Annotated in this window: 30 protein-coding genes and 1 tRNA gene; 20 read left to right on the forward strand and 11 right to left on the reverse strand. The window is 66.7% G+C overall.

Features of this window, described 5'->3' with window-relative positions; all coding sequences use genetic code 11:
- Positions 1 to 158 precede the first annotated feature (158 nt).
- The 4 genes from ACFEMD_RS15625 (at position 159) to ACFEMD_RS15640 (ending at position 2,994) form a co-directional block, all read left to right on the forward strand.
- Positions 159 to 992, forward strand: coding sequence for an aldo/keto reductase (locus ACFEMD_RS15625; RefSeq protein WP_394742063.1), 834 nt, complete (start codon positions 159 to 161; stop codon positions 990 to 992).
- A 79-nt stretch (positions 993 to 1,071) separates the two neighbouring features.
- Complete coding sequence (locus tag ACFEMD_RS15630) at positions 1,072 to 1,818, forward strand: hypothetical protein (RefSeq protein ID WP_394742065.1); 747 nt, start codon at positions 1,072 to 1,074, stop codon at positions 1,816 to 1,818.
- Positions 1,819 to 1,866: 48 nt separating this feature from the next.
- Positions 1,867 to 2,658 carry a 2-oxo acid dehydrogenase subunit E2 gene (locus ACFEMD_RS15635; RefSeq protein ID WP_394742067.1) on the forward strand — a complete coding sequence of 264 codons (792 nt, stop codon included), beginning with the start codon at positions 1,867 to 1,869 and terminating at the stop codon, positions 2,656 to 2,658.
- A 144-nt stretch (positions 2,659 to 2,802) separates the two neighbouring features.
- On the forward strand, positions 2,803 to 2,994 hold the full coding sequence (locus ACFEMD_RS15640; protein ID WP_394742069.1) for a DUF7333 family protein: 192 nt from the start codon (positions 2,803 to 2,805) through the stop codon (positions 2,992 to 2,994).
- Between the two features lie 14 nt (positions 2,995 to 3,008).
- Here the strand turns inward: ACFEMD_RS15640 and ACFEMD_RS15645 are convergent, their stop codons facing one another.
- Both ACFEMD_RS15645 and ACFEMD_RS15650 read right to left on the reverse strand, forming a co-directional pair.
- A complete protein-coding gene (locus tag ACFEMD_RS15645) occupies positions 3,009 to 3,518 on the reverse strand; it encodes a pyridoxamine 5'-phosphate oxidase family protein (RefSeq protein ID WP_394742071.1) in 510 nt (169 codons plus the stop codon).
- Between the two features lie 101 nt (positions 3,519 to 3,619).
- Positions 3,620 to 4,591, reverse strand: coding sequence for a phosphoadenosine phosphosulfate reductase family protein (locus ACFEMD_RS15650; RefSeq protein ID WP_394742073.1), 972 nt, complete (start codon positions 4,589 to 4,591; stop codon positions 3,620 to 3,622).
- A gap of 149 nt (positions 4,592 to 4,740) precedes the next feature.
- Between ACFEMD_RS15650 and ACFEMD_RS15655 the strand changes: the two genes are divergently transcribed.
- The 4 genes from ACFEMD_RS15655 to ACFEMD_RS15670 all read left to right on the forward strand — a co-directional run bounded on the left by ACFEMD_RS15655 (position 4,741) and on the right by ACFEMD_RS15670 (position 8,072).
- Positions 4,741 to 5,403, forward strand: a complete 663-nt coding sequence (locus ACFEMD_RS15655) for a phosphate ABC transporter permease (protein WP_394742074.1) — start codon at positions 4,741 to 4,743, stop codon at positions 5,401 to 5,403.
- A 261-nt stretch (positions 5,404 to 5,664) separates the two neighbouring features.
- Entirely contained in the window at positions 5,665 to 6,453 is a 789-nt protein-coding gene (locus tag ACFEMD_RS15660; protein ID WP_394742076.1) for a hypothetical protein, read from the forward strand.
- 39 nt (positions 6,454 to 6,492) lie between these two features.
- Positions 6,493 to 7,710, forward strand: a complete 1,218-nt coding sequence (locus ACFEMD_RS15665; RefSeq protein WP_394742078.1) for a metal-dependent hydrolase family protein — start codon at positions 6,493 to 6,495, stop codon at positions 7,708 to 7,710.
- A gap of 50 nt (positions 7,711 to 7,760) precedes the next feature.
- Positions 7,761 to 8,072 (forward strand): ASCH domain-containing protein, encoded by a 312-nt coding sequence (locus tag ACFEMD_RS15670; RefSeq protein WP_394742080.1) that lies wholly within the window; start codon positions 7,761 to 7,763, stop codon positions 8,070 to 8,072.
- Positions 8,073 to 8,081: 9 nt separating this feature from the next.
- Here the strand turns inward: ACFEMD_RS15670 and ACFEMD_RS15675 are convergent, their stop codons facing one another.
- The 8 genes from ACFEMD_RS15675 to ACFEMD_RS15710 form a co-directional block, all read right to left on the reverse strand.
- Positions 8,082 to 8,396, reverse strand: a complete 315-nt coding sequence (locus tag ACFEMD_RS15675) for a zinc ribbon domain-containing protein (protein WP_394742082.1) — start codon at positions 8,394 to 8,396, stop codon at positions 8,082 to 8,084.
- A gap of 213 nt (positions 8,397 to 8,609) precedes the next feature.
- A complete protein-coding gene (locus ACFEMD_RS15680; RefSeq protein ID WP_394742084.1) occupies positions 8,610 to 9,782 on the reverse strand; it encodes a C45 family autoproteolytic acyltransferase/hydolase in 1,173 nt (390 codons plus the stop codon).
- A gap of 282 nt (positions 9,783 to 10,064) precedes the next feature.
- Complete coding sequence (locus ACFEMD_RS15685; RefSeq protein ID WP_278292685.1) at positions 10,065 to 10,646, reverse strand: DUF7110 family protein; 582 nt, start codon at positions 10,644 to 10,646, stop codon at positions 10,065 to 10,067.
- A gap of 115 nt (positions 10,647 to 10,761) precedes the next feature.
- A complete protein-coding gene (locus ACFEMD_RS15690) occupies positions 10,762 to 11,109 on the reverse strand; it encodes a glutaredoxin family protein (RefSeq protein ID WP_394742086.1) in 348 nt (115 codons plus the stop codon).
- Positions 11,110 to 11,181: 72 nt separating this feature from the next.
- The gene (locus ACFEMD_RS15695; protein WP_394742088.1) at positions 11,182 to 11,649 is read right to left on the reverse strand and encodes a DUF6691 family protein; all 468 of its coding nucleotides are present in this window, start codon (positions 11,647 to 11,649) and stop codon (positions 11,182 to 11,184) included.
- Between the two features lie 85 nt (positions 11,650 to 11,734).
- Complete coding sequence (locus ACFEMD_RS15700) at positions 11,735 to 12,292, reverse strand: YeeE/YedE family protein (RefSeq protein ID WP_394742091.1); 558 nt, start codon at positions 12,290 to 12,292, stop codon at positions 11,735 to 11,737.
- Between the two features lie 150 nt (positions 12,293 to 12,442).
- The gene (locus ACFEMD_RS15705) at positions 12,443 to 13,240 is read right to left on the reverse strand and encodes a M14 family metallopeptidase (RefSeq protein ID WP_394742093.1); all 798 of its coding nucleotides are present in this window, start codon (positions 13,238 to 13,240) and stop codon (positions 12,443 to 12,445) included.
- 79 nt (positions 13,241 to 13,319) lie between these two features.
- Positions 13,320 to 13,823: a DUF309 domain-containing protein gene (locus tag ACFEMD_RS15710; RefSeq protein WP_394742094.1), complete on the reverse strand. Its 504-nt coding sequence runs from the start codon at positions 13,821 to 13,823 to the stop codon at positions 13,320 to 13,322.
- Between the two features lie 167 nt (positions 13,824 to 13,990).
- On the opposite strand from ACFEMD_RS15710, the gene ACFEMD_RS15715 reads away from it, so the two are divergent.
- The 9 genes from ACFEMD_RS15715 (at position 13,991) to ACFEMD_RS15755 (ending at position 21,965) form a co-directional block, all read left to right on the forward strand.
- The gene (locus ACFEMD_RS15715; RefSeq protein WP_394742096.1) at positions 13,991 to 14,152 is read left to right on the forward strand and encodes a hypothetical protein; all 162 of its coding nucleotides are present in this window, start codon (positions 13,991 to 13,993) and stop codon (positions 14,150 to 14,152) included.
- Between the two features lie 48 nt (positions 14,153 to 14,200).
- Positions 14,201 to 14,283, forward strand: a tRNA-Leu gene (locus ACFEMD_RS15720).
- A 698-nt stretch (positions 14,284 to 14,981) separates the two neighbouring features.
- Complete coding sequence (locus ACFEMD_RS15725; protein ID WP_394742098.1) at positions 14,982 to 15,785, forward strand: inositol monophosphatase family protein; 804 nt, start codon at positions 14,982 to 14,984, stop codon at positions 15,783 to 15,785.
- A gap of 64 nt (positions 15,786 to 15,849) precedes the next feature.
- Positions 15,850 to 16,968, forward strand: a complete 1,119-nt coding sequence (locus ACFEMD_RS15730; protein ID WP_394742100.1) for a DUF63 family protein — start codon at positions 15,850 to 15,852, stop codon at positions 16,966 to 16,968.
- 76 nt (positions 16,969 to 17,044) lie between these two features.
- Complete coding sequence (locus ACFEMD_RS15735) at positions 17,045 to 17,716, forward strand: DUF2391 domain-containing protein (RefSeq protein WP_394742102.1); 672 nt, start codon at positions 17,045 to 17,047, stop codon at positions 17,714 to 17,716.
- Between the two features lie 68 nt (positions 17,717 to 17,784).
- A complete protein-coding gene (locus tag ACFEMD_RS15740; RefSeq protein ID WP_394742104.1) occupies positions 17,785 to 18,669 on the forward strand; it encodes an NOP5/NOP56 family protein in 885 nt (294 codons plus the stop codon).
- Positions 18,666 to 19,307 (forward strand): fibrillarin-like rRNA/tRNA 2'-O-methyltransferase, encoded by a 642-nt coding sequence (locus ACFEMD_RS15745; RefSeq protein WP_394742105.1) that lies wholly within the window; start codon positions 18,666 to 18,668, stop codon positions 19,305 to 19,307. The genes ACFEMD_RS15740 and ACFEMD_RS15745 overlap by 4 nt, the downstream gene beginning before the upstream one ends.
- A gap of 169 nt (positions 19,308 to 19,476) precedes the next feature.
- The gene (hcp, locus tag ACFEMD_RS15750) at positions 19,477 to 20,808 is read left to right on the forward strand and encodes a hydroxylamine reductase (protein ID WP_394742107.1); all 1,332 of its coding nucleotides are present in this window, start codon (positions 19,477 to 19,479) and stop codon (positions 20,806 to 20,808) included.
- 74 nt (positions 20,809 to 20,882) lie between these two features.
- Entirely contained in the window at positions 20,883 to 21,965 is a 1,083-nt protein-coding gene (locus ACFEMD_RS15755) for a glutamate--cysteine ligase (protein WP_394742108.1), read from the forward strand.
- Between the two features lie 6 nt (positions 21,966 to 21,971).
- Here the strand turns inward: ACFEMD_RS15755 and ACFEMD_RS15760 are convergent, their stop codons facing one another.
- Positions 21,972 to 22,949, reverse strand: coding sequence for a Gfo/Idh/MocA family protein (locus tag ACFEMD_RS15760; protein ID WP_394742110.1), 978 nt, complete (start codon positions 22,947 to 22,949; stop codon positions 21,972 to 21,974).
- Positions 22,950 to 23,230: 281 nt separating this feature from the next.
- On the opposite strand from ACFEMD_RS15760, the gene ACFEMD_RS15765 reads away from it, so the two are divergent.
- From ACFEMD_RS15765 to ACFEMD_RS15775, 3 genes are all read left to right on the forward strand, one after another.
- Entirely contained in the window at positions 23,231 to 23,596 is a 366-nt protein-coding gene (locus ACFEMD_RS15765) for a hypothetical protein (RefSeq protein ID WP_394742112.1), read from the forward strand.
- Entirely contained in the window at positions 23,593 to 24,168 is a 576-nt protein-coding gene (locus ACFEMD_RS15770; protein ID WP_394742114.1) for a hypothetical protein, read from the forward strand. The genes ACFEMD_RS15765 and ACFEMD_RS15770 overlap by 4 nt, the downstream gene beginning before the upstream one ends.
- Before the next feature lie 128 nt (positions 24,169 to 24,296).
- Positions 24,297 to 25,484 (forward strand): AGE family epimerase/isomerase, encoded by a 1,188-nt coding sequence (locus tag ACFEMD_RS15775; RefSeq protein WP_394742116.1) that lies wholly within the window; start codon positions 24,297 to 24,299, stop codon positions 25,482 to 25,484.
- Positions 25,485 to 25,487 lie beyond the last annotated feature (3 nt).

The raw sequence follows: 25,487 nt of genomic DNA on the forward strand, positions 1-25,487 counted from the left end.
CGATAAAAAAGTTCGCTATACGTAACTGCTGCCTCAGGGCTCCCCTGAACGCAGACCCACGCTATGAGTTGCTACTATGCGGCAGGGTAGCACGTCGGGCTACCCGTCTTGCTCACGCAATCCCAACCCCTTTTCGGGTCCTGACGAATCCTTCGGACATGGTAGACGAAATCGCTCCCGACTTCTGTCCGACGACGTCGAACGGCCTGCCGATGCTCGGCCTCGGTACCTGGGAGAACGACGACCCCGAACAGTGCGCCGAGAGCGTCCGGAACGCCCTCGAGCAAGGGTACCGACACATCGACACGGCACAGGCCTACGACAACGAGGAGGCCGTTGGCGAGGGGATCGCCAGCGCCGACGTCGACCGCGAGGAGGTCTTCCTCGCGACGAAGATCTGGACCGACAACCTCGGCTACGAGGACGTCAAGGAGACCGCTCGAGAGAGCATGGACCGCCTCGGGGTCGACTCCCTCGACATGCTGTACGTTCACTGGCCCGCCGGGGCGTACGAGCCCGAGGAGACCCTCTCGGCGTTCTCGGAGCTGTACGACGAGGGACTGATCGAGAACGTCGGCGTCAGCAACTTCATGGCCGAGGATCTCGAGGCGGCGATCGACGTCTGCGACGCGCCGATCGCGGCCAACCAGATCGAACTCCACCCGCTGCTCCCTCAGCCGGACCTGCGCGAGCGCTGTCAGCAGTACGATGTCGACGTCGTCGCCTACTCGCCGCTGGCCCGCGGCCAGGTGTTCAACCACGAGGGGATCCAGAACGTCGCGGCCCGACACAGCGTCAGCGAGGCCCAGGTCAGCCTCGCCTGGCTGCGCGAGAAGGGCGTCACCGCGATCCCGAAGGCGACCGGCGAGGACCACCTCGAGGACAACTGGGAGTCGCTAATGGTCGAGCTCGACCGCTCCGACGTCGACACGATCGACAACGTCGACGACGTCAGCCGCGAGGTCGACCCCGAGTTCGCCCCCTGGAACTGACTCGAGCGCTGCCGGCTCGACCAGTTCGAATTCCTGAATAGGAAGAAAGCTTACCACTTTTCGAGCCGTCGCAGGCGCTATGGCAACCCGCACACGGAGGGGTGACGCCGGCGTCCTCGGCGAGATCGCGACCGACGTTCGGCGGCTCCACGTCGGCTGGATGGCGCTTCGGTTTCCCAGACAGCGCGGCCGCGGCCACGCCGTCATGGGTCGGTGGACCCCCGAGACGACCTCCCAGCAGCTCCGCTACTACGGCTGGGGCGTCCTCGGCGCGCTCGGTCTGCTCGTCGCCTACCCGCTCACCGTCCTCGGCCTCGCGACCCGCTACTACGCGGCGAAACTCGACTCGACCCGAACCCGGCTCGGCGTCGCCGGCGTCACCGGCCTCGCCGTCCTCGCGTGGGGCGGGCTGACGGCCGTCGCCCACCTTCAGCTCGAGCCCGATGCTGTCCTCGCAGTTGCCGCAGCCAGTGCAGTCGCGACGGGAGCGACGGCGCTTTCGGCCGGCTGCTCGCGGGTCGGCGGCCGATCCGTCTCGGTCCTGCTCGCGTACCCGTTCGCGCTGACCGCGCTCTGTCTCCCCCCGGTCGTCGCCGCGCTCGTGACCCCGTCGCTCGAGGGTGTCGTCCTCGAGCCCAGCTACGCGTTCGCGGTGCAGCTGCTCGAGGGGCCGCTGGCCGTCGGCGGGATCAACGAACTGCTCCGGGCGAACTTCGAACTCGCTGGCGCGGCCTACGCGGCGATGTGGGTCGCGATCGCGTTCCCGCTGGGGTGGCTGCTGGGACTTGCGGTCGCGCTGGCGAACCTGGTGCGTCCGTCGAACTGATCGGCCCGGCGCGCAAAGCGGGATGGTCGTCCTCGTGGTGGGGCGACTATGGACGAGAGCGACGCAACGATCGAACCCTTCCCCTTGCAGCGACGCGGCACCGTCGACTACATGCGAACTGCCGGCCGACGGAGCGTCGTTCACGGGCTCGTCGAACTCGACGTGACCGAGGCTCGACGGCGCATTCGCGACCTCGAGGAGCACACTGGAACGCGACGGTCGTTCACCGCATTTCTCGTCTTCAGTCTCGCTCGAGCGATCGACGACCATCCTCGCGTCCAGACCTACCGCGACTGGCGGGGACGGCTCGTCCGATTCGAGGACGTCGACGTGAACGTCCTGATCGAGCGGGAGGTCGACGGCGAACGGATCGGCGTTCCCCACGTTCTCAGGGCGGCGAACCGACGCTCGCTCGAGTCGATTCACGACGAGATCCGAGCGGCCCAGACGGATCCGAACGCGGGACGACAGCGCGGGCTGTCGACCGCGGGACTGCGACTCCCGGGTCCCGTCCGACGGCTGTTCTGGCGGCTTCCCCGGACTTTTCCCCGACGCTGGAAGCGCGTCGCCGGCACCGTCGCGGTGACCTCGATCGGCATGTTCGGTACCGGTGGCGGCTGGGGAATCAGTCCGACGAACTACGCGCTCCAGCTCACCGTCGGCGGCATCGAGCGCAAGCCGAGGTTCGTGGACGGAGAGGTCGTGTCTCGAGAGCTCCTCGATCTCACCGTGACGGTCGACCACGACGTCGTCGACGGCGCGCCCGCCGCTCGGTTCGTCGAACGCCTGCGGGAGCTCGTCGAAGCGGCACACGGGCTGGAGACGGACCTCGAGACGTAGGGGGTCCGAAACGCGTCCATCTCCGGAGCCGTGTGGCTCGGCGGAGCTGTCGGATCCGAATACGTTCGGCCCAGCTCGAGCGTCAGGCCGAGCGAACTGCCGGTTTCCGATACCCTTTGGGGGTTCGCCGTCCCACGATTACGTATGGAGTTCGATCTGCCAACCACGGCGGCGACGTTTATCGCGCTGATCACGCTCGGCGCGGTCGGGATGATCGCCTCGGACATGATGACGACCGACGATATCCTGATGATGGTCGTCCCGTCGATGGTGGTCTTCGGCGGCATCATGCTGCTGATCGGGATCAAACACGGCCAGTACCGGGCGACAAAGTAGCCGGAATCGTCGTTTCAGGGTTCCTCCTCGAACGTCCAGCGGGTCGCGTCCGTCGGAAAGTCTGACCACGCGAATACGACGTCCGGTCGGACCCGGAAGAACGGCGTTCCGTGCCGAACGTTGTACTTCTCCTCGTAGGCCCCGTCGAGTCGCTCGAGGAGGTCGGCGTCGGCCGTCTCCTCGTCGAGTCGTTCGGCCCGGCCCTCGAGGATGACGACTTCCGCGGCGTCCTCGCGGTGGACGACGATGGCGTCGGTTTTCGCAAGATTGCGCACCCACCGGGTCCCCTCCCCACCCCCGCAGTGGAAGGCCCCGTCGACCCAGACGCCCCAGGTCGGCCTGACGTGCGGAAATCCGTCCGGGCGAACGGTCGTGATCCAGTACGACCGGTCGTCGGCTAGCGTCTCGCCGACGAACGTCCAGGGGACCAGCTCGTCGCCGTCGTCGGGGATTCCGTAGCTCGCCTCGGTCGCGGGACGGGATCGGTGCGCGTCGTCGATGGCTCTCGAGTCTTCGTCGGTCATCGAGGTATCGACGCGACGGGAACGCATGAAACGCACTGCCGGGGCATCGATCGCGTCGAAAGAAAAGTCCGTTTCGAGGCGCTACTCGACCGTGACCGCGCCTACATATAGCCGAGATCGCGAAGACGCTCCATCAGGTCCTCCTTGTCCTGGGCGCGGCCCGCGCGCTCGGTCGTCCCCTCGAGGTCCTGCAGCCAGGCGGGGTCGTCCTCGGTCTTCTCGGTGCTGATCTCGCTACCCAGCGATCGGAACCCTTCCCAGTACTTCGGCGAGACGGGCGTGTCGCGGGGCTCGAGGCCCTCCGGCAGGTCGTCCTTGTCCTCGGGGACGTAGCCCTCGTCGGGGAACTCCGCGACGGTGTCCGGCACCACGAAGTTCCAGAACGCCTCCCAGACGGCGGCCTCCTCGAACTGCAGGATGGGCTGGACGCGGTCGTGGGGCGGGTAGATGTCGGGGTCGTGACGCGGCGAGAAGAACGTCTCGTCCGCGCGAGCCTCCTGTTCGTCCCAGCGGACGCCCGAGAGGATGCCGTCGATGTTGTGTTCCTCCAAGGCGTTGTTCAGGGCGACCGTCTTCAGCAGGTGGTTGCCGACGTAGGTGTCGAGCAGGAACGGGAACGTGTCCTCCTCGTACTCGAGCAGGTTCCGGACGTGGTGGCGGTTCTGCTCGGAGAGCTCCTCGATCTCGATCTCGTCGCCGGGCTCGAGGCCGTGCTCGTCGACGTAGTCGCCGACGTTCTCGTTTCGCGCGTAGATGACTTCGAGATCCCATCGGTCGGCCCAGTCATCGACGAAGTCGTGGATCTCGTCGAAGTGCTGGTAGTGGTCGATGAAGATCGCGGGGGGTACCTCGAGGTCGTACCGCTCGGCGACCTCCTTGACGAAGTACAGCACGAGCGTCGAGTCCTTCCCGCCGGTCCACATCACCGCGGGGTTCTCGTACTGCTCGAGACCCTGTCGGGTGACCTCGACGGCCTTCTCGATCTTGTCGTTGATGTGCGGGTAGTCCTCGGGATCCTGGCCCTCGCCGTCGTCGTAGTTTACGTCGACGTAGTCGGGGAAGTTCTCGGTCATCGTACTGTAATTAGATATAATTAGGAGGGTTAAACCGTTTGTGGGACCGGAAACCTCTGACGGAACTCCGGACGCTAGAGGCTACCGGACAGGTCGGCTGTCGACGAGTGAACAAATCGTTTATTTATCCGGGCTCGAGAATACTCAGCATGATCGATGCGGTCGCCGTCGCGTTCGTCCTCGCCGGGATCGCCCTCCTGCTCTCCGGCACCGCCCTCTCCGTGTACGGCGTCGTCGCCCTCGGACTCGCCGCGGGCGCCGGCGGCGGGTATCTGGTCGGCCCCGCGGTCGGAGCCGCGCTTGGACTCGAAGGCGTCGCGGCCGCGGGAACGGCCGCCGCACTCGGCGCGATCGTCGGCGGTCTCGGGAGCTACCTCGTCCTGTCGGCAGCCGTCTCGCTTCTGGGGTTCGTCGTCGGGTCGTCCCTCACGCTCGCCGCGATCGCCGCACTCGCCCCCGAGAGCGGCTGGCCCCTCGAGTGGGGGCTTGCGGTCGCGGTCGGCCTCGTCGCCGCGGTGCTCGGGCTGGTGCTGACGCGGTGGGTGACCGCCGCGATCACTGCAGTCGTCGGCGCCGCGCTCGCCTCGCAGTCGCTCACCCCCGACGCCGTGCTCGCCGCGGGAGAGACGCTGGCGCTCGAGCCGCTGCTGTTCGACGTCACCTCGCCGCTGTTTCTGGCGCTGGTCGCGCTCGGCCTCCTCTCGCAGTTCGGCCTGTTCTCGCTGGGGACCCTCCCGCGGCTCGTCCGGGCGGTTCCGGGATTCCTGTGGCCGTCGCGTCGTCGTCGCGACGACCCCGGCGCGGCAAGGTGACTCCCCCTGGAAAAAGGTAGGACGGGAGTAGACGCCGCCGGAACCGAAATCCCGTACGCCGAGTCTCGTCCGAGAGCCGTGTCGATGACGGTGAGGATAATGAACGACTACCAGCAGAAAACCGCCCGACAGCGTTTGTCAGGATCGACGGCGTGATCACGTCCGATCGTACCGCGGACCGGCCCCGCTCGGTTCCGAAACCGTCGCTCGCTCGAGGAAAGGTGTGGCTTACTTTGTCGGTTCCCCTCACACGGTGAGTCGATGACGTTCGCCGAAGACCGACTCGCGAGACACCTCGTCGACGGCGAATCGGTTCGGGCGCTCGCTACCGGTTCGTTCCCCGGAGAGCCCGGATCCGAGCCGGTAGCCGTCGGCCTCACCGACCGGCGCGTGCTCTGTGTCTCGGCGGGAGGCGCGCTCACCGACATCAGATACGAGTTCGTTAGCTCGGTCCGGAGCCGACCCCGACGCCGGTGGCAGTACCGCTACCGGACGGACGACGCGCTCCTGGTCGGGGCCGTCGGAGCGCTTCTCGCGACGATCGGCGTCCTCGTCGCGGTCGGTGTCGCCGCCGGCGTCGGACCGATCGGCGGCGCGCTCACGACCGCGCTCGCGGCGGTTGCCGCGACGACGCTCGCGGCGACTCGTCGTGTTCGCACGATGACTGGGCTCGAGCAGACTGTCCGTCAGTTCCTGATCGGTGCCGGCGGTTTTCTCCTCCTGTCGATCGCCGTACTCGCGGCCTTCGTCTCTTCGATCTCCCCCTCGCTACTCGCGGCCGCGACGGTCGCCGGGCTGGGGAACCTCGCCTGCACGCCCCGGTTCGTCGCCGCGTTCGACGGCGTCGGACTCTCGCGAACCCGCGCGACCGAGCTGACGATCGCCACGGTCGACGGCGAGACCGTGCGACTCCTGTTCGAGGGCGACTCGGAGTTCGGTCGGATGCTCGGTGCCTCGCTCGCTCGAGACGACCCGCCCTCATCGAACGGTTCTACGGACGACGGGCCGACCGTCCTCGCTCGAGATCCCCTCGAGGGAGAAGGGCGATAACGCACAACTGCTAACCGCCCCCGCTGTGAACGTCTTGATATGCGAGTTATCGACGCGGACGTGGTCGTGACGGGCCGTGACGAGCCGCCGCTGTCGGACGGACGGCTCGTCGTCGACGACGAGGGGCGGATCGACGCCGTCGGGACACAGGAGGACGTCGCCGTGCCGTCGGCGGCCGCCCACGACAGCTACCCCACCGTTACTCCGGGTCTGATCGACGCCCACGTTCACCTGCAGGGAACCCGGGAGATGAACCCGCTCGTCTGGGCCACCGAATCCTCGGAGCTGGGGACTGCACGGGCGACCGCGGACCTCCGGTCGCTGCTGGTGGCGGGCTTTACCGCCGTCCGAGACGTCGGCTCGTCGACCGGACTCGGGCTTCGCGGGGCCGTCGCCGAGGGCGCGATTCCGGGGCCGAGGGTGTTCACGAGCGGGCAAAGCATCAGCCAGACCGGCGGGCACGGCGACTCGCACTTTCTCCCCTACGAGTGGGCCGCGAGCGGCGACGGCTCGCTGGCGACGCTGGCCGACGGCGCCGACGAGTGTCGCAAGGAGGCCCGCAAGCGGATCCGCGACGGCGTCGACGTCATCAAGATCATGACGACCGGCGGGGTGTTGAGCGAAAAGGACACTCCCGACCAGAGCCAGTTCACCGACGCCGAGATCCGGGCGTTCGTCGAGGAGGCCCACCGGGTCGGGATCCCGGTTGCCTCCCACGCCCAGGGCGCGCCCGGGATCAAGGCCGCGCTCCGAAACGGCGTCGACACCATCGAGCACGGGTTCTGGGTCGACGAGGAGTGTCTCGAGCTGTTCGCCGAGACGGGGGCGATCTTCGTCCCCACGCTGTCGATCATGGATCGCTTGCTCGAGCACGGAAGCGATCACGGCGTTCCCGACTACGGCCTCGAGAAGGCCCGGGAGGCCAGCAAAGCGCACTTCGACTCCGTCGAACGCGCCTACGAGGCAGGCGTCCCGATCGCGACGGGGACGGACTTCCTCGGCCCCGAACTGGTCCCTCACGGCGAGAACGCCCTCGAACTCGAGCTGTTCGTCGAGGAGGTCGGCATGAGCGAGCACGAGGCGCTCCAGGCTGCGACCCGGGTCGCCGCCGAAACCGTTCCTGCGGACGATATCGGCACGCTCGAGGTCGGCAACCGCGGGGACGTTCTCGCGCTCGTCGGCGATCCCTGCGAGGACATCGAGACGGTTCGAGACCCCGAGACGGTGTACGTCGACGGGGAACCGGTCAGCCTGTAGGACACTCGCGTCACCGATACCGTTGTTCGTCGGCGACCGAACGTCCGTCCATGGGAACGATCGACGTGAGCGACCTCCTGCCCGCCGAACGGCTTCGAACGAGCGCTCTCGAGGGCGAGATCACCCAGCTCCACCGCGGGGACAAACACGCCGCGGAGGGCGACAGCTTCGAGATCGAGGGGACGACCTTCGAACTCGTCGAGGTGACGGAACGGCGGCTCGGCGATCTGACCGACGAGGACGCCCGCGCGGAGGGGTGGTCGGATCTCGAGGCCTACAAGCGGCGGATCGAACGCACCCACGGCACCGAGTGGGACGACGAGAACACCGCCGTCCTCCACCGGTTCGAACCGATTTCCTGAACTCGACCGTCAGGAGTTCGAGAACTGAGCCAGACACTCCCCGCAGCACTGCTCGTCGGCACCGTTCGGTTCTCCGCAGGTCGGACACCGCGGCCCCGAGCCGTCGGCGCGGTCGAACTCGAGCCCGTTTGCCAGCACGGCGAGAACGTCGTCGTTCGGCGACGGCTCGAGGGTTCCCTGCCGACGCAACTCGAAGACGAGCGCGTCGTTTTGCAGTCGCTCTAACCCCCGCACCAGCCCGAGAAAGAGGATCGTCGGCGCGACGGTGACGAACGCCGCGAGCGCGAGTCGGCCGACGATCCCGTAGCTGCTCGGATCGTCCATACGCGGAGTACGGGGACGGAACGGAAATCGCTGCCGTCAGTCGGGTCTCGAGACGCTCGCGCTGCCGGGAGGCTCAGCCGCTGCTGAACGTGTCGTGTTTTTTCGCGTCGGGTAGGTCGTCGACAAACAGTCGGTTCCGGGAACGTACATCGACTCCGGATCGCTCTCGGCCGATCTTCGTGCTGAATTCGAATGGTTCCCATCACGAGGCGACTACCGCCGAGCGAGCCACTGACGCCCCGTTCGAAGGTCACTCGGAACCTCACCACCGAGCGAACACCGCACGCGGTCCGCCGTGCATGGATTCCCGATCGTGACTTCGATCTCCGGAGAGCCGCCCTCGAACACTGCCGAACTCGCGGTTGTCAGTTGTCCGAAGCCGTTCGGTTCGTCCGTTTCGGGTTCGGGATGCCGACAGATCGAGTCGTCACCTGGCCCGTTCACATGATCCCGAGCGAACCGCCACAGCTCGTCCCTCCCGATTCTATCGGCGTCTTCGAGTAGGGACGACAGCCGATTCAGACGTGCCGTCGAACTCTCAGTTGCAGGTGACTCCGAGAGGACGAAGTGGTTTGTTCGCGTTGCGACAGGCCCGGCCTCGACAGCGGTTTCCTCCGCGATCGGGTCGATCTCGAGTATCACACCGTCGTCCTCGTCGGCGAGAAACAGCGTTTGCCCCATCAGTCGATACGTCGGAATCGACTCGAGTAGCGTTCGGGCCTCTGTGACGGTCGCACACTCCTCCAGTATCCTGCGAACGATGGTCCCGTTCCGGATCTGTAGTTCTCGGTCAACGTCGTCTTGCTCTCGGTCGATGTTCGTATTCGCGACGACCAGTCCTCGATCGTTGACGCCCTTGAAAATCGAGACCGTTCCGCAGGAGTCGACCGATAGAAACCCGTGATAGTCGTCTATCGGTGGCTGTTCGATAATCGACTTCGGTCGCAGTCCCCGTCCGGTGATATCCCGGTTCTTGAGTACGAGCGGGCCCGTTGCCGGAGCGTCGGGTCTGGATGCATCGGACGTCGCTATCGACGGCTCAACGAGTACGTTCGCACACCCGCCTCCACCACCTTCGGATCCGTCGTTACTGAGCGCTCCGCAGAGTTCCGGGTACGCAAAGACGTACACCTCGTAGATATCGAGATCGACGTCGAAGGTCTCAACCATCGCGTCGTAGGCTCGCCGATGACGATCTGGCAAACTCTCACGGCTCTGCTCTGCCTTCTCGAGGAGCGGATCGATGTCGATCCCCTGTATCGTGATCTCGGACCCGAGTTCGTCGATTGCCCACTCGACCGCTGCCCGTTCGGTCTTCGCACGTCGGCGAGCCTGCTGAGCAAACGTATCTACTCGGGCGATCGTCTCGGACTCCGATTGATCCATGGTCGGAACAGCTTCTCGGTCGGTTTATGTTAACAGCTTGCAAACCTGACTGATTACTAGTTGCGGGGAAGAAGACCCAGTTAGGAGAGCGGGGTATCGAGGCAGACTGACCACAGGACTCAGCCCCTGCCGGATCGGTCCGGTTCGGTAGCTGTGGCGTAAGCAGTGCTCGAGAAGAGCACGATCCGTACAGAGTAGGTGGACGGAAACCCTGTACGACCGACCGGTGGTCGATACGAGGAGTTAGTCTCGCTTCGTCTGCGGACGAATTCCTGCGGAGCCTCAGTCGCTGATGAACTTGTTGTCCCGCCAGTTGACGCCGCCCTGGCTCGAGCTGTGATCTCGGGGCCCCTCGACGACCTCGATGTCGGCCGGCCGGGGCTCGCCCTCGACGATCCGGGTCGCCTCGAGCTCGCCGTCGAACTCGGCGATCGCCGTCAGGGTGCCCTTCTCGGCGGCCTCGGCGATCTCACAGAGAACGAGGAACATCTCGTACTGCAGCAGGGAGTTCTGAAGGACGGTCTCGCGGTCGCCCTTGAACGCGGCGAACTCGACGAGTTCGGACTCGATCTCGTCCTCCTCGTCCTCGTCCCAGCGAAAGGAGTTGTGTCGCTCGTCGGGATCTTCCTCGTAGACCCGGTTCTCGGTGACGCTGGCCTTGAGCTGGGCGGTCGGCGTGTACTTGCTTACCGTCTCGTCCTCGGCGACGGCCTTCAGGATGAGCGTGTTGTTTCGCCGCGTGATCTCGACGTCCGAGACCCCGTCGGGGTACGTCGCCTCGTCGATGTGGTCGTGGAGGTCTTCGAGGGGCAGTTCGAGGGTCGAATGCAGCCGATATACGTGTCTGGATTCCTCTGTGGACATAGTGGGAAGGTGTGGAGCGGTCGCTGGTACCCAGTACGGTCGCGTGGCTTATATGACCTGCTATTAAATTCGGGTATTTCGAAAAGGAATAAATTCAATTCGGTCTCGCCGCTAGTTATTCGTCGGCCTCGAGCGTCTCGGCCAGTTCGCCGCGCTCCTCGAGTTCGGCGAGGATGTCCGAGCCGCCGACGAACTCCCCGTCGACGAACGTCTGTGGGATCGTCTCCCAGCCACTGTGGTCCTCGAGGGCCGCTCGGTACTCGTCGAGCGAGTCGAGGACGTCGACGGTCTCGTAGTCGTCGCGGTACTGGTCGATCAGCCCGAGCGCTCGGCGGGAGTAGCCACACTGTGGCATCAGCTCCGTCCCCTTCATGAAGAGGACGACCTCGTTTTCCTCGAGCACGTCGGCGACCTGTTCGTCGACTTCGTCCTGATCGAGCCCCTGGTTCGGTGGAAAGTCCATACTCCGGCTACGGCCGTGACGCGGATAGACCTTACGTCCCCGGTTATCGGGCCGCGGTTCGAACCGCCGTCGTCAGTCGGCCGTCGACGCCGGGGCGTCGCCCTCAGCCCGGGCCGACCGCCAGTAGCCCTGAACGTAGGCGCCGAGGAACATGCCGACGATCCCGTAGAGGATCGCGACGTTCCCGACACCGAGGCTGGCGTAGGCCGCGCCGGGACAGATCCCGGAGAGCCCCCAGCCGACGCCGAAGATGCCGCCGCCGAGGACGACGTTTCGGTCGAGGGTCTTCAGCCGACGGGCGTAGGGTGCGCCAGTAAACGGTGCGCTGCTTCGAACGTACGTGATGCCGAAGAACGTAATCCCGGTAACGACCGCCGCCCCGCCCATGACGAACAGCAGCCCGAAGTCCTCGAACTGCAGGAAGTTCAGCACGATCTCGGGCTGGGCCATGTGGCTGAACCCGAGCCCGAACCCGAAGATCAGTCCGCCGACGAACACCAGCGGCATGAACAGCGGGTGTTGCTCGTGGTCGGCGCTCATCGCTGGCACCCCCGTTCGTCGCTCGCGGTTCGCTTCGCTCGCCGCTCGCGTCTCCGGGATTCTCGCACGGCTCGAATCCCGCTCATCAGGGACTCACCCCCAGCGCCTGCACCAGCTGGGCGACCCCGATCGCGATCAGCAGGAACGTCGCGACGCCGACGAGGGAGGCGCTCGAGGCCGATCCGACGCCGCAGACGCCGTGACCCGACGTACAGCCCTTGCCGACGCGGGTGCCGATCCCGATGAGGATCCCCCCGACGAACAGCCGCCAGGGCTGAACCTCGGTCATCCACAGCGTCAGCCCGCCGACATCGTAGAGTTGGCCGGTCGTCGCGGGCTGGTGGAGCGAACTCGAGATCAGTCCGGACTGGAACGTGACGGCGTAGATCGCCGCGCCGGCGACGATCCCCAGCGTGAAGACGACCCGCCAGTCCCGCGATGGGACGTACCGCTGGAATCGCGAGAGGTTCGAGACGTACGAGAGCGTCGACTCGAGGAACGTGCTCGCGCCGGCGGCGATACCGGTGCCGAGATAGATGACGACGGTACCGAGCCCCACGAGGAGACCCCCGATCGCGTAGTGGCTGATCCCGTTCGGGAACAGCTCCCCGAACGCGACCGCGAGGAGTGCTGTCGCTGTCATGTACGCTCGAAGGGGACGGCGAGGCATCAATCCTCCTCACTCGGGGAAACTTGTGCGTATCTCGGAGCTTCGCGGACTGACTCGAGCCGAAAACCGATGCTCGAGCCGGTAGCCGATGAACCTCCCGTGTCCACGTGTAGAGACCGGTCGTCAATCGGCCGCGCTCGAGGTCGTCACGACATCGAGCTTCTCGGCGGCGTAGCCGAAGACGTCGCGGTAGCCGTAGGAGGACATGAGAACGGGGTAGAACGACTCGGTCGCGACCTGCGTGTCGCCGTCGGCGGCGGCGAACGGATCGCCCGGCTCGATCTCGGTGAAGTTGTCGACGAACACCTCGTAGCTGTCGGCCTCACCCTTCGGGATCGAGTCGACCAGCCGGTAGACCGGCAGGTCGCGCCCGACCGTATCGCCCGGCAGCGCGTCGACGGCCGTCAGGAACGACCGGGTGAGACGAAGCGCGTTCTGGGCCGCCGTCTCCGACCCCTGGAGCCCGCACTCGACCTCGACGGTTTCGATCTCGGAGAACAGCCGTCCCTCGGCGAACTCGCTAGTCTCGACCATCGCCTGAACGGGCAGCTGCGGACAGATCGACTTCGCCCGCTCGTCGACCTGGTTGACGATCGCGAACGGTTCGGCGTGGCTCTGCGTGGAGTGCATCGAGAACGTGAAACAGCCCGACAGCTCGTCGACGAGCTCGTCGGCGAGTCGTCCCTCGTGAGTAGTGGCGTCCGAATCGCCCGGAAACGCCCGGTTGAGATCTTCGTCGACGAACCGGACCTGCCGCTCGAGGGCCTTCTCGTTGGCGACCACGAGCTTGACCGGACGCTCGACGGTCGGGTTCTCGTCGAGCAACTGCTCGACGGCGCGAACCCCGCAGGGTTCGTCGCCGTGGATTCCCGCAACGACCGCTATCTCGGGCGTTCCTGTCCCGAGCTGTGCAACTTTCATTACCAGTCGTACGAACTTCGGCTTCAAATGTGATTCGGTCCGATAGCGCTCGCGCCGTCTCGAGCTATCGACGCGGTCGTCAGGGCCCGTTCTCGAGGTCGGCCGCGTACTCCCGATCGATCGCCCGCGCGGTCGGTCGCTCGCCGTCCAGCGGGATCCGCCAGCCGTCGATCCGCGTCGGATCCTCGAGGGCCGCCGCCATGGTCTCCCGGACCTCGAGAACGTCGACGCCGTAGTAGTCGTCGGGAACGTCCTCGAGGTACTGCAGCGCCGTCCGGAACAGGCTGCGCATCCCGCCGTCGTCCCCGAAGTCGGCGCGCTTGTAGGCGCCGGCGGCGACCTGGACCATCCCGTGGAGAAACGCGCTCTCGGTCGTCCCGCGCCCGTAGTTGTACCACTCGAGCTCGAAGCAGTCGTGGGACTCGTGGAATTCGCCGTCGTTGAACAGGCGCACGCCGTGGACGACGGCCCGCCGGAGCGTGCCGTGCTCCCAGCCGTTGGACGACCCGCGGTCGGGATCCCACCCCGTCGGCGAGCCCGAAATCGGCGGCGCGACCGTGTAGTCTCGGGTGTGGTCGGTCATCGGTGGTCGGTCGTCGGTCGGGTGCGGTCCGCGAGCGGTTCGACTCCCATCGCGTGACCGTTCGGGCTCGAGGGTCCCGTGCGTTTCGCTCGACGGCTGTTCGCTTCCGCCAGAACCGCAATCCGTTGTCGGAATGCTTATTCCCCGAGGGGAAGACTGTCACGCCAATGAAGCACTCGGACGGACGCTGTCTGAGCTGTGGCGAGCGCCTCTTCGCCCACGTCGACGGGGGATACGCGTGTCACAACTGCGGCGCGCGACACCTCCTCGAGCCTCTCGGCGGGAGATCAGCGGAGCGAAGCAGCCTCGAGCGCCGGCTCGAGGTGTAGACGAAACCGCAGGGTATTCATACGACAGCTACGAACCGTCGACTGCGTGCGAGGGTAGCCAAGCGGTCAACGGCGGCGGACTCAAGATCCGCTCGTGTAGACGTTCGTGGGTTCGATCCCCTCCCCTCGCATCGCAGCAAAGTGCAAAATCGCACGGAGCGAGATGCAGGAGGGATCGAATCAGGGAGCAGGTTTCCTGCGACCGTGGTTCGATTCCCTCCCCTCGCACTGGCAACCAGTGCGGCAAGAGCGAGTCTCTTGCCCTCGCAAACTTCTACGCAACACAACCGACGAGTAGCCACTGTACGGTTTGGCGTTGAATCTGCAGTGCCGACCAACCACCACGGGTGGGACTGAAAGGGGCTGGCGTTCTCGGGCGTTCCGACGACGCAAGCACGCGACTGCAGGGAGCGCGCGCAGCGAGTCAGAACGCCCGAGAACGGCAGGGGCTTTCGCGGTAATACCGATAGAAGCAGACGTTGCTCGCACGAACACAGGGGATCGCCACACCCTCCCCAACCGATTCGTTCACTCGCTGTGCTCGTTCGCTCATCCCTCGCACGATATCCTCGACCGCCCTCGCTACGCTCGGCCGGCCGACAGCGCGTGCCTCCGCAGAAAGAGTGGCCGGACCGAACTGATACGTAGTCCCCCTCGTCTATACCTAACGCGAATTTCACGTGATTTCTGAATAACGAACTTGTGCAACATCTACTGCGGTAGTTGCGGTCAGTTCCCCTTGAGAACCGTCGCTCCACGGACGCCGACTCGAGCCGAGGGGCGGGTCGAAACGTGATCCCTTTTTGACGTCGAGCACGGAGACTGCCCAATGAGTGACTCCGACGAACTCGACCGACGGGCCGACACCGCCGTCCGCGCGGCTCGAGCGGGCGCCGCGATCGCCGGCGACGCGTTTCGCACGAGCCTGGACGTCGAGACGAAAAACGGCAAGACCGACGTCGTTACGCGGGCCGACCGCGAGGCCCAGGTCGCGGTGATCGAGGCGATCCGCGAGACCTACCCCGACGATCCCGTCGTCGGCGAGGAGGACGACGAGCTAAAGGCGGTTCCGAAGTCGGGTCCGGCCTGGATCGTCGACCCCATCGACGGGACGAACAACTTCGTTCGGGGGATCCGGGCGTTCGGGACCGCCGTCGCGGCGGTCGTCGACGGCGAACCCGTCGGCGCGGCGATCGTGTGTCCGGCCCTCGAGGACGAGTACCGAAGCGGTCCCGAGGGAGCGTTCCGGAACGACGAGCCGATCGCGGTCAGCGACTGTGCCGACCCCGAGGCCGCGACGGTCTCGCCGACGTTCTGGTGGGACTTCGACCACCGCGACCAGTACGCCGCGGCGAACCGGGAGATCGTCACCCGATTCGGCGATATGCGGCGGTTCGGCTGCGCCCAGCTCGGCCTCGCGATGGTCGCTTCGGGCGCCCTCGAGGGGATCACGACGAACCTGCGGGCGAACCCGTGGGACACCGTCGCGGGGGTCCATGCGATCCGCCAGGCCGGAGGGCAGGTGACCGATCTCGAGGGCGAGCGCTGGCGCCACGACAGCGAGGGGCTGGTCGCCTCGAACGGCGCGGTTCACGACGAGCTGCTCGAGGCCGCGCGAGCGATCGACCCGTAGCCGGGCGGTTTTTCTCGGAGTGCAAACCGGAAACGGTAAGCGGTCGCTCCCACGGGTATCGGGTATGGACGAGTACATCGAACGGTTCGGGCCCGTCAAAATCTGGGCCGCGACCGTCGTCGTGCTCGCTGTCGCCGTCGTCGCCCTCGCGGTGGCGTTTCCACAGCGAGTGTACGTCGATCTCATCTGGCAGTACTACTGGGGGCCAGTCGTCGCCGACGCTCACGGCTGGAACTGCGTCGCGTGGGCCGACGGCGCCGAACTACCCTGTAACGAGGCCGGCGCCAACGCCGGGCCGACCGCAGAGCCCGGCTACACGGCGATCTCGTACGCCGGCTACATCCCGACGCTCCTGTTGTTGTTGATCGGGATCTACTTCATCATCGACTGGCTCGAGATCGAGCGCTACCGGGCGGGCTTCTTCGCGCTGTTCCCGTTCATGCTGTTCGGCGGCGCCCTGCGAACCGTCGAGGACGCGAACGTCGCGGCCTACCGCGACACGGGTGAGCTGGCGATCGAGCTGCCGTGGTCGGGCTTTCTGATCAGCCCGCTGATCTACGTCACGGTCTTCCTGGTCGCGCTGGTCGCGATCGTCGCCGGGGTCTGGCTCGAGCGGAGGGAGTACGTCTCGGGCTACGAGTACCCGCTGTTCGGGGTCGGCGCCGTCGCGCTCGCGGCGACGCTCGGCTTCCTCGGATACACCGCGGCGACGCAGCCGTACTCGACGTTCTACCCGTCGATCCCGGCGATCGTGCTTACGGCCGCCACCGTCTCGACCGCGCTGGTCTGGCTCGGGATCGAGCGGTTCGCGCCCGATCTGAACGCAGGCACCCGGTACATGGGGATCGTCATCATCTGGGCCCACGCCGTCGACGGCTTCGCGAACCAGCTGATGCTCGACTGGTCGCACGTCTGGGGGATGACCTACACGCCGAAACACCCCGTCAACGACGCGATCGTCACGTACACCAGTGCGTTGCTCCCCCAGAGTGCGGAGGTTATCGGCAGCGCGTGGCCCTTCGCGCTCCTGAAGCTCGCCGCGCCCGTGTTCATCATCTGGCTGTTCAACGAGGAGATCTTCGAGGAGAGTCCGCAGTTCGCGTACCTACTGTTGGTCGCCGTCGTCGCCGTCGGCCTCGGTCCCGGAAGCCGCGACATGCTCCGGGCGGCGTTCGGCGTCTGACGGTCGACGAGCGGTTGCGACCGCTCCCCCGCGGAGTCGACGTCCTTTTGCTTCCACCGTCGGACGTTCGTCTCGAATGCGCGATCGAGAGTCCCGAACCCGAGTCGACGGAACGGAGTCGTCGGAGCCCGAGGAACGCCCGACGGACCCGGAACTCGAGCGGCTCGTCGAGCAGTTAGAGGAGCTCGAGGAGTACGTCGACAATCCGGACGAGCGCAAAAAGGTTCGAAAGGCAATCCACGCCGCCCACCGCGTACCGGGTGCCTACACGGTCGAGAACGGCATCAAGCGCTACACGACCCGCGACATGGCCGAGGCGTTCGTCGGCAGCGTCCTCCTCTCGCTCCCGTTGCTCGTCGAGGACGGCGTCTTCGAGATCGCCGAGTACCTCGCCGGGGCCACCGTCTCGGAGGTCCCGATCTTCCTGATCTCGAACGTGTTGTTCGTCGGGCTGCTTACGACCGCCCTGATCTACTGGACCGACATCCGCGACGTCGGCGTGGCGGACCCGATCTTCGGGTTCGTTCCCCGCCGCCTAATCGGGATTCTGGGTGTGTCGCTCGTCACAGTGACGGGGTTGATGATCATGTGGGGGCGAATTTTCGAGGGGGAGCCGACGACCGCGGAGGCGGTCGGCCGGATCACCGTCATCTGGACGGCCGGCGCCTTCGGCGCCGCGCTCGGGGATATCCTGCCGGAGGCGAACGCGACCGACCCGATAGACAGGATCGACGATCGGGAGGGGTAACGGGTTCGTCGACGGACACCCGTCACGGGATCGGGAACGACTTACGGCCGCGAGATGCAAGGAGAGGTATGACCGAGGAGACACCCGCGGACGGCGGCTGGTTCGCCGACCTCGAGGCCGGCGACCGCGAGAGCGCGGCTGTCGCGATCGCGGACGGGTCGGCCGCCGAGCCCGCAGACTGGCCGAACCTGGCGGTCGGGGCGGGATTCGCGAGCGACGAGGCGGAGTACTACGACCGGCTCAAGGAGGCGACGACGGCAGCGACTCGCGAGGCTGTCGAGCGAGCCGAACGAGCCGACGATCGACAGCTCGTCCACGCGGTGCGGACGATGGACGACTGTACCAGAACCGCGAACGAACTCGCCGAGCGACTCGCCGAGTGGGCGGGAACGATCGATCCCGACGCGGGATCGGGCGTCGACTACGCTCGAGCGATCGCCGGCGAGGACGCCGAGCGCGACGTCGACCACGAGCGGGTTCGTTCGCTAGCCGAGCGCGTCGTTTCGCTGGCCGACGAGGCCGAGGCGCTCCGCGAGTACGTCGAGCGTGAGACGCCGACCGTCGCCCCCAATCTCGCGGCGCTGGCCGGCCCCGTGCTTGCGGCCCGGCTGATCTCGCTGGCCGGCGGCCTCGAGCCCCTCGCGAAGAAACCCAGCGGAACCGTCCAGGTGCTGGGCGCCGAGGACGCCCTCTTCGCCCACCTCCGGGGCCACGCTTCTTCGCCGAAACACGGGATCATCTACACCCACGACGCGGTACGGGGCACCCACCCCGACGAGCGGGGCTCCGCGGCGCGGGCGGTCGCGGGCAAACTCTCGATCGCGGCCCGCGTCGATCACTACTCGGGCGAGCGCAAGCCCGAACTCGAGGCCGAACTCGAGGAGCGTATCGAGACGATTCAGTCCCGAACCGCCGATGACGAAAGCGGCGAGAGCGGGGGTGACGACGAGTGAGCGACGAGCTTCCCGCGGGCGTCGAACGCCGTCAGTTCGACGGTGAGGAACAGCTCGCGACGCGGGGTGAGCCCGTCTACGGCGAGCCCACCGACGGCGAGTGGCGCGCCTGGAACCCGAACCGGTCGAAGCTCGGCGCGATGCTCGAGCTCGGGATGGACACCGGCCTCGCGGGCGGCGACGAGGAGACGGTGCTCTATCTCGGCGCCGCCAGCGGCACGACCGTCAGCCACGTCGCCGACGTCGCGGGCCCGACCTACGCCGTCGAGTTCGCGGCTCGGCCCGTTCGGGACCTCCTCGAGACCGCCGACTCCCGCTCCCGCCTCTTTCCGCTGCTCAAGGACGCCCGGAAACCCGAGACGTACGCTCACGTCGTCGAGAGCGACGTCGACGTCCTCATCCAGGACGTCGCGACCCGTGGCCAGGCACGGGTCGCCCTCGAGAACCGACGGTTTCTCGCCGACGACGGCCGACTGGTGCTCGCGGTCAAGGCTCGAAGCGAGGACGTGACTCGCGAGCCCGGCGACGTCTTCGCCGACGTCCGCGACGAGCTGTCCGAGGGGTACGACGTTCTCGAGTATCGTCGGCTCGACGACTACCACGCGGACCACCTCGGGATCGTCGCGCGCCCGCGGTAGTCGGGTCGGATCGCGTTCGTAGGAGAGGTGTTCGACGGCCGATCGGTCCGCTTTCGCTGACCGTCATAACGTGGGTACATAAACTCCAACCCGAACCCGTTTTGCGGGTCTTACGAGCCCGCGGGAATCGCGCTCGGCTGTTATGTGGTCGCCGTTTCGTAACTCGAGTATGGACTGCAACCAGTGCGAGCAAACGCCCGAGGGTGGCTGTACGGTTCGGGGCGTCTGCGGCAAGGAGCCCGACATCAACGGGCTCCAGGAACTCGTCGTCTACGGACTCAAGGGGATCTCGGCGTACGCGACCCACGCCCGCGACATGGGCTACCGCGATCCCGACGTCGACGCCCTCGTCCACGAGGCGCTGTACTCGACGCTGACCAACGTCAACTTCGACACGGAGGACCACGTCGACCTCGCGATGCGGTCCGGGAAAGCCGCCGTCGACGTGATGGAACTGCTCGACGAGGCCCACACGACCGAACTCGGCGTTCCGGAGCCGACCGAGGTCTCCCAGAACGCCGTCGAGGGGAAGTCGATCCTCGTCACGGGCCACGACCTCTACGGACTGAAGAAACTGCTCGAGCAGACCGAGGACGAGCCGATCAACGTCTACACCCACTCGGAGATGCTGCCGGCCCACGGCTACCCCGAGCTCGCGGCGTTCGACCACCTGAAGGGCAACGTCGGCGGCGCCTGGCACGATCAGCGACTCCTCTTCCAGGACTTTCCCGGCGCGATCGTCGGCACGACCAACTGCGTCCAGCCGCCGACGGAGGAGTACCGCGACCGCTTTTTCACGACGGGGCTGACCGGACTCGAGGGCGTCGAGTCGATCGACGACTACGCGTTCGAACCCGTCATCGAGAGGGCCAATGAGCTGCCGGCGGTCGACTGGGAGAGCGACGAGACCGTCACGACCGGGTTCCACCACGAGCCCGTCCTCGACCGGGTAGACGAGATCGTCGACGCCGTCGAGTCCGGCAAGCTCCGGCGCTTTTTCGTCGTCGCGGGCTGTGACGGGCCGACGCCCGGGCGGGACTACTACCGCGAACTCGTCAAGGGGATCCCCGACGACTGCGTCGTGCTGACGACCTCCTGTGGCAAGTTCCGGTTCAACGACCTCGAGATGGGGACCGTTCCCGGCACCGAGATTCCCCGCTACGTCGATCTCGGCCAGTGTAACAACTCGATTTCGACGGTCAAGATCGCGGGCGCGCTCGCCGATGCGTTCGACTGCGGGGTCAACGACCTCCCGCTGTCGGTGGTGCTGTCGTGGTTCGAGCAGAAGGCGATCGCCGTCCTGCTGGGGCTGCTCTACCTCGGCGTCGAGGATATCCGGCTGGGGCCGACGGTGCCGGAGTTTCTCACCGAGTCGAACGTCGAACTGCTCCACGAGGAGTTCGGCCTGCGGCCGATCGGCGAGCCCGAGGCCGACCTCCGGGAGATGCTCGGCGAACCGGCAGCCGGCGGTGCGGCCGGAGCGACGCCGGCCGACGACTAGGGCTTCGGCGGCGCGTTTCCACCGTCCCGCCAAGTCCAAACGGTATTTATCGCCGCGGCCGAAAACGGGAGCCAATGGAACGCGGGTCGCCGGAATCGTTTACGCGCATGGGTACCCTCGGGATCGAGGAGGAGTTCTACGTCGTCGACGAACGGGGCCGCCCGACGAGCGGCACCGACGACCTCGTCTACGAGCACGATCCGCCCGAGATCCTCGAGGGACGGCTCGACCACGAGCTGTTCAAGTTCGTCATCGAGAGCCAGACCCCGCTGATCGAGGAACCGAGCGACGCCCGCGACTCGCTGCTTTCGGTTCGAGAGGCGTTGGCCGACCACGCCGAGACCCACGGCTATCGGATCGCCGCGGCGGGACTGCACCCCCTGGCGAAGTGGCGCGAACTCGAGCACGCCGAGAAACCCCGATACCGCTCCCAGCTCGACCGGATCCAGTACCCCCAGCACCGCAACACGACCGCTGGCGTCCACGTCCACGTCGGCGTCGACGACGCCGATAAGGCGGTCTGGATCGCCAACGAGTTGCGCTGGTACGTGCCGATCCTGCTCGCGCTCTCGTCAAACTCGCCGTACTGGAACGGGTTCGACACCGGGCTTCAGTCCGCTCGCGCGAAGATTTTCGAGGCGCTACCGAACACGGGAATGCCGACCCACTTCGAAGACTTCGACGACTTCGACCGGTTCGAACGACGGATGCTCGAGACGGACGCCATCGCCGACCGGGGCGAGCTCTGGTACGACGTTCGGCCCCACACGGCCCACGGCACCGTCGAGCTGCGGACGCCGGACGGCCAGGCCGACCCCGACATCGTGATGGCGTTCGTCGAGTACGCCCGCGCGTTAGTCGAGGTCCTCGCCGAGGAGTACGAGGACGGGACCCCCGGCCACCAGCACCGCCGGGAACTGCTCGACGAGAACAAGTGGCGCGCGATCCGCCACGGCCAGGACGTCTCCCTCATCGACCGTGACCTCGAGGGAACCGTCGACCTCGGCGAGCTCGTCGACCGGGAGTGCGAACGGCTGGGGATCGACGGGATCCGCGAGATCTACGAGCGCGAGAGCGGCGCCGAACGGCAGCGCCGGCTGCGCGAGGAGGAGGGAACCGACGCCCTCTGTGAGTCACTGTTGCTCGAGACGCACTGAGTTCTCTCAGGGGAGCGCCCGGAGCTCCCCGCGCTCGGCGCTCTCGTAGAGCCCATCGATCACCCGCATGTTCGCGATCGCCTCGTCGGCGTCGGTCCGGGGCCGCGCACCCGATTCGACGCAGTCGGCGAACCGCTCGACCTGCAGGCGGTAGTGATCCACGGGATCGAACGTCTCGACGGCGTGACGGCCGTCGATCCGGTACTCCAGCTCGAGCGGTTCCTCGAGGGGTGCGTCGAAAGCGTCCGCGACCTCGAGCCAGCCGTTTGCGGCCTCGACGCGGTAGCGCTGTACTTTCTGCGTGTCGAACCCGGAGGCGATCCGAGCCGAGGCGCCGTCGTCGTACTCGAGGATGCCGGCGAGTTCAGTGTCGACGCCCACAGCCCGGGAGTCGTGGGTGTGGGCGTAGACCCGGTCGGGCTCGCCGAGGAACTGGCGGGCGGCCGAGACGGCGTAGCAGCCGACGTCCATCAGCGAGCCGCCCGCGAGGTCGGGATCGAGGCGGACGTTGTCGGGATCGTCGAACAGCGGGAACTTGAACGCGGCCGAGACCGAGCGGATGTCCGTAAGTTCCTCGCGGGCGAGTTCGATCGCGCGCTCGGTTCGCGGGTGGTAGCGGTACATGAACGCCTCCATCAGCGTGACGCCGCGATCCTCGCAGTGGGCGGCGACGTCGCGGGCCTGGTCGGCGTCGACTGCCAGCGGCTTCTCGCAGAGCACGTCCAGGCCGGCGTCCGCGGCTCGGATCGTCCACTCGGCGTGGGCGGTGTTCGGCAGAGGAATATAGACGGCGTCGATCCCGCCGTCCTCGAGCAGGTCCTCGTACGCGCCGTAGCTCCGGGGAACGTCGAACTCGTCGGCGAACGCCCGCGCTCGATCGTCGTCGCGCGAGGCGATCGCGCCGACGGCGTGCTCGCTCGCTTCGATCGCGGGCAGCACCGACTTCCGCGCGATTCCCGCCGTACCGATGATGCCGAACTCCATGTGTCCGACCACTCAGGGGGTCCTAAAGAAGGTGGGCGCTCGAGGGGCGACGCCAAGAACCCGACGGCCGTTCCTCGAGCTGTCGTCTCCGAGGGTGCCGATCGGAACGAACGGTATCTGCCACGCGAGCGGCTCGAAACCATCGGTCCGTACCATCGTCGACGACGGAACGCATAGTACGGAAGATCGATACGTTCGACGGCGGGTGTTCGGATCGAATGTGCAAACGTTGCACAAGCACCGAAAGGGTTATCGACCCATGTGCAAAAGTTGCACATAACATGAGTGCGAGCGACGATCCCCGACGCGTCCACTTCCAGTCGCCGGAGTACCTCGTCGACCGGCTCGACGCGATCGCGGAACTCTTCGAGACGGACCGAACGGATCTCCTCGTCGAGGCCATCCGTCAGTACATCGAGGAGACCGCGGACAGCGAGACGTTTCAGGAGCTGGTCGCGAGGAAGTACTACGACGACCGGCTCGAGTTCGAGACGGTCAAACAGCTGGTCGGCGCCGAGACCGCCCAGCGACTCCGACTCCTCAAAGCCGACCTCGAGGACGAACCGCTCGATCTCGCTGCTCCCGACGACGTCGACGTCTACGACGGCGACGCGGTGACGATCGATCCCGCGGACGACGATCGATGAGCGGCCGGCCGCGGCTCCGAACGGTCGTCGCCGATACCAGCGCGCTCGTCAGTCTCGCCGTGCCCCGCGCCGACGCGGACTACGACACCGATACGGCCCCGGACCCGCTCCAGTGCCTCCTCACGTCGTGTGAGGTGTTCGTGCCGCCGGAGGTGATCACGGAACTCCGCGATATTGCGCAGTATCGGGACGTCCACGGCGCCGCTGCGAGCAACGTCCTCGCGGCCCGCGACCACTACTCGGTCGAGGACCCCTACGAACGCTCCGATGCCGCGGACTCACGGCCGACGTTCGGCCTCGACGACGGCGAGACCGACGGGATCGCTCTCGCGAACGCGCTCGGCGTCGACGGCTTTCTGACCGACGAGTTCGGGGGGACGAACTTCCCGCTCATCCACGCGGTCCTCGACGGGCCGCGCATCGTCCCGACGCCGCGACCCGTCCGTGACTACGTTCGGAACGGCCATCTGAACCACGGCGAGGCGAGAATGCTAATCGGCGCGATCGGCTCGCACCGAAGCTGGGACGACAGCCCCTACGTCACCCGGATACTGGCACTCCTCGAGGAGTAGCAGCGGTGGCCGTCACCTCGCTCGTGTTTGCCGTGTCGATCGAAACGAGTCGCTCCTCGATGTCACTCGTCTGTCGGTCACGGTCGGTCGACCGAATCACTATATGATCCCGTCGGATACGACCAGCCATGAACGTCTACCGGACCCGAACGGGGCTTCGCCACCAGTTTCGGGACGTCCTGAACTTCTACTACCCGGCCTGCATCGATACGTCGGTCGGAGGCTACGTCGCCCAGCTCGACGAACGCGACGGCCACGTCTACGATTCGCAGACGAGACACCTCGTCGCGACCGCCCGGGGCGTCCACAACTTCAGCCTGGGTGTCCTCGCCGACGGTCCCGACTGGTGTCGCTACGCCGCCGAACACGGCCTCCGATTCCTCTCGACGGCCCACTGGGACGCCGACCGCGAGGGGTACGACTGGCTGCTCGAGGGCCGCGAGCCGACCGACCGAACGCGGTACTGCTACGGCCACGCGTTCGCGCTGCTGGCCGGAGCCAGGGCCCACCAGGCCGGGATTCCCGGCGGACGGGGTGAACTCGAGCGCGCCTTTGCCGTCCTCGAGGAGCGGTTCTGGGAGCCCGAACACGGCCTGTACGCCGACCGGGCCTCGCCCGACTGGGAGCTCGCGAGCTATCGGGGCCAGAACGCGAACATGCACGCCTGCGAGGCGCTGCTCGCGGCCTACGAGGCGACGGGCGAGGATCGCTTCCTCGAGCGCGCCTACACCGTCGCCGACTGCTTTACCCGCGAGGTGACGAGCGCGACCGACGGCCTGCTGTGGGAACACTACACCGAGGCGTGGGAGCCCGACCTCTCGTACAACGAGGACAGCCCGCGCCACCAGTTTCGCCCGCCGGGCTACCAGCCCGGCCACCACGCCGAGTGGGCGAAGCTCCTCGCCCTGCTCGCCGACCACCGGTCCGAGGCGTGGCTCCTCGAGCGGGCAATCGAACTGTTCGACGCCGCGATCGACCTCGGCTGGGACGACGAGCACGGCGGGCTCTACTACACGGTCGAGGCCGACGGCGAGCCGATCGTCCCCGACAAGTACGGCTGGGTCCACACGGAGGCCATCGGCGCGAGCGCCCTGTTGAGCCGCCACGACGACGCCTACGCCGACTGGTACGACCGCCTCTGGGAATACTCGCTCGAGCACCTCCGGAACCCGAAGTACGGTAACTGGTACGAGCGCCTGACCCGCGACCACGAGCGCGACGACCCGAACCGCGGGACGGCCGTCGAGCCGGGCTACCACCCGCTGACGAACGCCTGGCTCGCAATGGGTGCGCTCGAGGACGACGGGCTCGAGTAGAGG

The sequence above is a fragment of the Natronococcus roseus genome (assembly GCF_043677095.1).
Classification (GTDB): Archaea; Halobacteriota; Halobacteria; order Halobacteriales; family Natrialbaceae; genus Natronococcus; species Natronococcus roseus.